This window comes from Epilithonimonas hominis, from assembly GCF_003730015.1.
Lineage (GTDB): Bacteria > Bacteroidota > Bacteroidia > Flavobacteriales > Weeksellaceae > Epilithonimonas > Epilithonimonas hominis.
Genome location: NZ_RJTU01000012.1, coordinates 1 through 5,441 on the forward strand (window position 1 = coordinate 1; position 5,441 = coordinate 5,441).

The 5,441-nt window shown below is 28.6% G+C and carries 2 protein-coding genes; both read right to left on the minus strand.

Annotated elements, in window-relative coordinates; translation table 11 throughout:
- Window positions 1-393: 393 nt before the first annotated feature.
- Window positions 394-4,746: an NACHT domain-containing protein gene (locus EGH73_RS01250; RefSeq protein WP_123280325.1), complete on the minus strand. Its 4,353-nt coding sequence runs from the start codon at window positions 4,744-4,746 to the stop codon at window positions 394-396.
- Between the two features lie 297 nt (window positions 4,747-5,043).
- Window positions 5,044-5,441, minus strand: a 398-nt coding sequence (locus tag EGH73_RS01255) for an ATP-binding protein (RefSeq protein WP_148041667.1), incomplete at its 5' end; no start/stop codon positions are given.

Here is a 5,441-nt window from a genome sequence, read left to right on the forward strand (position 1 = left end):
AAGTTTTGAAACTAATCCACTAATCCATTCTGTTGAATTAGTCCACTTGAACAGATATAAAACAAAAAACGCTTTAAAACATACGTTTTAAAGCGTTTTGCACTATTTTAATTTAATAGTTGCGATCCGGACGGGACTTTTTTTAATTTCTTAAAAGCCCTATCCACAACCGTTATGCGTAAATAGTGTTATGACAGGTCACTGAATAGGTCATTGTCAAAACGCTATTAAGAGCGTCGTTTTTCAATAGTGCAAATATATTGTTTTTTTTAAATTATTACAAAAAATCAAATGATAAATGCAAAATTTTTTCTCCTTAAAGCTTATAATTTCTGATTCTCAGATTCTTAAGAATTGTTACTAAATTATCTTTACTTTTGAGTTACACTTTTATTATGAATTAGAAAAATATCCCTCATAATAATTTACAGACTTTAGTTCATCCTCATCTAACCAAACAATATATTTTCTAACTTTTTGGCAATATTTAATTTCCTCTATACTTTTATTAATAGGATTTTTTTTGATAAAATGATTTGCCATCCAAAATATCTTTAAGCCATTTTCACTTAATGTTTTTTGCAGGATATCCCTTGTAATCAAAATGATAGATTGGTAATCACCACGGGAAAATCTCCCCGTATTTACCTCATGATCAAACCCTATGATATCTGAATTGATTGTTACATATTGATTATTATCTAATTCGGAAATATTAAGTAGGTTTCTAATCTTTTTAGCTGGTATTATAACTTCTTTCTCTCCCTCTATAGTATCTTTCATTACTCTGGTAAGGCAAGTGAAAACAAATTTTCCTTCATCAAATTCAGTTTGATCATGTTTCTCACCAATCCAATCCATCCAAAATAAATTAGCCGGAGTAGCATAAGTGTCTGTATTTGGTCTGCCAAAATCACTTAAAATTATGGATTTTGAATCAATAGAAATTTGCTTCGCAAAGAGGTCAAAATCCTCTTCTTTTATTATGTAACTAAAACAATCAATATAACCATTAATAGTTTCTGACGAATTAGTTAAACCTGTACTTTGATATATAGCCAAATATTCTTTTTCAGTTTTAATATTAAAATCTAGATCATGATAAAGAAGCCAATTCTTAAAATCTATTTCGGGTTCTGTATTTACAATTCTATCAATTTCATCTTGAAGATCGTTAGACGTGTCGATTTCAGAAACTAATTCTTCCTTAATTACCCATAAAGGTGGATTGAAATATTCATCTATTTGATTTTCAATATCTCTTTGTAATTCTTCTGCGGGATTAAAAACGTTTACAATTTTAGAATAATCGTCAAGCCAAATATATTGGTCATTTTCATCATCATATTGATAGGGCAAATGATCCGATAAATATCCCTTCAAATAATGAACAGCAAGCCAAACGTATTTCTCTTCAAAAGTAAATTTTTGACTTTTGCTTCCATGCGTAGCATCAGTATTCACATATCCATTACTTCGATTAAAACCTAACGATTTTATATATGCAATTGCTGCTGCCATACCCCATATTCTTTCCGATTTACTGTTATTCATTAATGAACTATACTTTTTGTAAAAAGCTGTAATAAATGGATTTTCTTTAGAAAATGAAAGTGAATTAAATCCTGTATCGATAGATAAAAAATCATCATATGCTTTTTTTATAACATACCAGGATAAATCATGACCAATAGGATAAAAATCATCTTTAGGATCTTTTAAATATTCTTCATCAACTTTTAATAATATAAAATTATCTTTTCTAACAGGTCTTGATTTTTCGACTTCTTCTTTAGAAATTAGTTTATTTTGAAAAGCTCTTTCAATAATAGCTCTAAAACCATATCTAACAATTACATTTCTATACTTATCAGTGTCACTAAAAATATTATTTATGCTCCATACGGCAAGTTCTTGAATTGCATTTTGATTTTTACATTTTGTGGCAATGCCTAGAGTGACCGAAGCCAAATCTTCTAATATTTGCTGCTCATTAATAGATAGCATAAGCTCTAGAAGATTTTTAAATTCAAAAGGAACAATTAATGCCCATTTGGTTAGTTTAATCCTTAAGTTTTCACGTAGTTTTTGATCAAGGCTAGTAAATCCCCATGCATAAACTAATGGAAGTCCATCAAACATATCCGTTTCATCCAAATCAAAGTTATCGTTAAGAATAGATGATAGTGACCATTCTGACAATGTATATCTATCTACGTCTAATTTTTTAGACATTATATTACTTTCATATTCATCTAATCCTGACCAGAACTTATCTCTTTCAAAATGACTATAAATATTTTTAAGAATATTATGAAGGTACATTGCGTTAAATGAACTGTCATTATCATATGAAAGTGGTATAATTAGATTCTGTAAAATTTGAAATCTCTTGATGTAATCATTATTGAAAATTTCAGTAATCCAATCTTTATAATTACAACTAATTTCATTTGGCGCAGCGTATAAAGTATCTAATTGCAGTTCAAAAATTTCGTTTTCTGTAAAACCTTTAATTAAGAAACCATCAAATCCTATTAATTTATGTTTTTTAAGAAATATGCCATTTAGTATATCCTGAATTATTCTACGATTTGGAACAAAATCTGAATAAGGATTATAATCTTCATCATCTAATTCTATTGAAAGCGGAATTGGATTAAAAAGAGAATCGGGTAAAGAATCAATTTCCCCATTAATTATTTTGGCACTTATTTTACTTGAAATTATTATTTCCAAAATTGATTGGTAACTAAAAGTATAAAAACTTTCTTTTGATTGTAAGATTGAATCAGATTTTATGTTTCTTTCGTATCTTATAAAGATTCCATTATTTGATAGAAATTCTATTAAGAGTTCAATTTCGTTTGCGTCTAAATATCTAAGTTTACTTTCAATTATTAAATCTAAAATTTGATTGTGGCTTACTTCAGAATTACTGTAGAACAAATCGGATATTATATTTAAAAATTCTAAAACAGCATTTCTTGATTTTGCTTTTCTTGAACCTAATGATTCCAAGTACTCCTTATTTATTCTTTCAATTTTTAAGTTGATTAGTTTGGATGTGGTTGTTTCAACAATTCCGTTATGTTTAATAGTATTGCCTCTATATATTTCGCAAAATAGTTTTAACGCAAACAAACTATCTAGTCCTTTTATTAAGCGATGATTTTCAATTGTGATATTATATTTTGCAAAGTAATTATTAGCAACATCTTCAATTTTTACATCTCCCTCCCTTTTCAATCTTAATTCTTTATAATTTTTTTGATAAGAAGGTAATCTTAGATTGTTATAGAAATATTCTCTGGCGCTAAAAGCAAACCTAATTCTTTTGTACTTATTTGCTATTTCAATGGTTTCATTAATTCTATCATACCAGTTACTATCATTCATTATGTCTTCATCAAGCCCGTCAATACAAATCAAGACTTTTGTATTTTGAAAATTGTTTACATTCTCAGAGGCTAACTGAGAATCTTTTTTTATGGCCAATGCTTCAAGAGCATTAAAAATTTCATTTCTATTCCAATTATTCAACTCTAACTCTTGAGATAATAATTGTGTCCAGTCTGTGGAATTGGCACCTTTAGCCTGAATTAATATAGCGGGGGCTGAATTGTTCACACACTCTTCAACAGCATAAGCGAATCCCAAAGTTTTTCCAGTACCGGGTTTACCTAGGATCAAGCTGGTAGAAATATTTGCTAATTCATCCTCAATTGCCAAATATTTTCCGATAACATCCTTATCAAATTCCCTTAAAACAATCTCCAATCTATTGTAGAAGTTTTTTTGAAGATTTGTAGGAGATGTAGATTTAAGTTTTTGAATGGTGTCTTCAATGATTTTTATTATTGGTAGTTCCTCCTCTTCGTCAATCGTCAAATTAGGATCAATTCCATTTATTAATTTTATTTCAAGTTTGATGGATTTTTCAATTAATTCTTTGATAAAGCAATTAATCTGTTTTAGTTTCTCGATTAATTCATCTTCCTTTAGGCTTCGATGGATAAATTTTTCAGAAATATCTAAGGTGTAATTTGCCTTATTTCTAAAGTCATGAATTTTTCTAATAATTTTTTTTCTGAAGGATAAATTATAAAGTTGTCGATCTATTAACCTTTGTATATCTCCTTTCGTATGAAGGTCTCCAACATATCTCTCCTTAAGCCAATAATTGGTTTTTTGTAAATCAAATTTTTCTTTTAAGAAATTCGAATAAAATATTTCCTTTTCAAACCAATATTTATGAACTCCTTCATTTTCAGAATTTTGTAATTCCCCTAAAATAGAATTCTCAAACCACCAAGTGATTTTGAGTTCGGGAAACATATCTTTAATATCTTTTTCAAAATTCCTTACTCTTACATCTTCACTGTTTTGTGTCAGTTTTTTCCCCCTCCCAACTTTAATTGAACTGACATTGTGCGGTATGCAGATAATATATTCTGTTATATTAGGACGGATTTTTAATGCAGTAATTATGGATTTTTTTATCTGACCTAATTCACTGGTATCTAAAGCCTGTTTAAACCACTTTGATTGAATGGCTATAATATTGCCATTTGATAATTTGCCATAAGCCTCAATACCTCCATCTCCACCTGCTCCATTTATTATTTTAAATTCTTCAACTGTATCAGGATATTTTTTTAAAAGATACCGTTCAAAAAGTTGATTACCTAATGTTTCAAAGGAATCTTGATAACTGCCCCCATAAGTATTAAATGAATTCCACATCAGTTTTTATTATTGTTTTAAGATACCTAAGATACTTCATTTATTGGTGAATTAGATTTAAAAAAATTAAAACAAAGAAAAAAGTGAAATAGATATGCATCTCGACTACAAAATTCATTCAATGATTTATAGTCAGGAAAAGTCATTTCAGTACTAATCCAAAAACAAAGATTTTATCAAATTTAAAAACGACCGTTTGTTGTAGTTAGTTTTTTAATTTCCGGTAAGAACTTGTTTCAAAGCTTACTGGCATGTTAATTTATGGTCAAAGAATGTAAATCCCGAAGTTGCGAAATTTTAGTTTACATCTTTTTCTAATTGAGCAGCACCAAACCATTCCTCATTTATTATGCAATTTGAACTATCGGGGGATGGATTAGCTAAATGAACTTTAATATGTGTTGGAATAGGAACGCAATTGCCAAATACAAGTGCCTCTCCAGGTGTAGATTGTTTAATTTTACTAATATAGTCAGATGAGAAATAAGGTAATACAGAATGAATATAATTCATATCATATTCATTTTGAATACGATGTATAATATAATTTCCACACTGTGATGAAACGGTTGAAGAAAGTTCAGATGGTCTTTGGGAAGAAACAATTAGATAGATACTATATTTTCTGCCTTCTCGCGCTATTTTTTCAAATATGTTCTCCTTCAATAAATAATCTACTCGTAGTGCATTATTAA

Coding starts and splice junctions, on each gene's coding strand:
- EGH73_RS01250 (WP_123280325.1), bottom strand. CDS start 4,746: ATGTGGAATTCATTTAATACTTATGGGGGCAGTTATCAAGATTCCTTT.